Source organism: Microbacterium sp. CPCC 204701, assembly GCF_004010105.1.
In the GTDB taxonomy this organism is placed as follows: Bacteria; Actinomycetota; Actinomycetes; order Actinomycetales; family Microbacteriaceae; genus Microbacterium.
In genome coordinates this window covers 1-1,270 of record NZ_RRYE01000589.1, presented here as the reverse complement: position 1 = coordinate 1,270, position 1,270 = coordinate 1, and the positions used below count along the sequence as shown (strand labels likewise).

The 1,270-nt window shown below is 74.6% G+C and carries 1 protein-coding gene; it reads left to right on the top strand.

Translation table 11 applies throughout. From position 1 onward, the window contains the following. The coding region (locus tag EIO58_RS18130) for an ATP-dependent helicase (protein ID WP_164861873.1) at positions 1–1,270 on the top strand (1,270 nt) is incomplete at both ends.

Genomic DNA, 1,270 nt, shown 5'->3' with positions numbered 1-1,270 from the left:
CGGTGCGACCCCCGAGAACTTCGCGCGTCTGGCCGCGGCCCTGGCGGCGATGCACGTCCTTCCGGATGTGCATCGCGGCACGGCGTGGCAGCGGGAGCTCGTCCGAGGGATCACGCAGCGCATCGGCGCCGTGGGCGTCGTGGCGCACCGGATGCCGCCGGCCGACGTCGAGCCGGACGCCTCGGTGCGCGCGCTCACTCTGCGCTCCGCTGCCGAGGAGTACGACGCGATCGCGCGGCTGCTGCGTGAGCGGCACGTGCACGGGGGGGTGCCGTGGGCGGCGTGTGCGGTGATCGCGCACGACACGCGTCAGGTCGCCGCCCTCGAAGCCGAGCTGTCGGCGCGAGAGGTGCCGGCGCGTTCGAGCGGTCCCGGACGGGCGCTCGGGGCGCTGCGGCCGGTCGCAGACATCCTGCGTCTGATCGACCTGGCCGCTCGCGACGACTGGACGTTCGAAGACATCTCGGCTGCGCTCCTCGGGACGTTCGGCCGCCTCGATGCCATCGAGCTCCGCCGGCTGCGATCCGCACTCCGCCACGCCGAGCTTCGCACGGCGCACGAGAGCGGAGCGGAGCACGAGCGGTCGGGTCGCGAGCTCCTCGTCTCCGCCATGCGGCAGCCGCTCGAGTTCGACCTCGTCGACACGCGCGAGGCGCGTCGCGCGGCGACGCTCGCTCACACCGTTTCCGCCCTGCGTGAGGAGCTCGACCGGGGGGCGACGGTCCACGAGCTGCTGTGGACGGCGTGGGACCGCAGCGGGCTGCAGCGCGTGTGGACCGAGCTCGCCCGCGGCACGGGGCCGCTCGCCGACCAGGCGAACCGCGATCTCGACGCGCTCGTGGCGCTGTTCCAGGCCGCCAAGCGGTTCGTCGAGCGCTCGATCGACGCCGACCCGCGGGTGTTCGTGCGGTCGACCCTCGACACCGGCGTCGCCGAGGACCGCCTCGACGCGCCCACACGCGACGACAGCGTCCGCATCCTGACGCCCGCCGGCGCGTTGGGCCTCGAGTTCGACACCGTGGTCGTCGCCGGCGTGCAGGAGGGCGTGTGGCCGAATACGCGGCTGCGCGGGAGCCTCCTCGAGACGTGGCGGCTGCCGGATGCCGCGAGCCGGGCCGACGGCGAGGGCGCCGCCCCGTTCGACAGGCGCCGGGCGGCGATGCACGATGAGCTCCGGCTCCTCGCCCGCGCGCTCTCGCGTGCGCGAGCGCAGGTCGTGGTGACCGCGGTCGACGACGACGACACCGGCCCGAGCGTGTTCTTCGAGCTG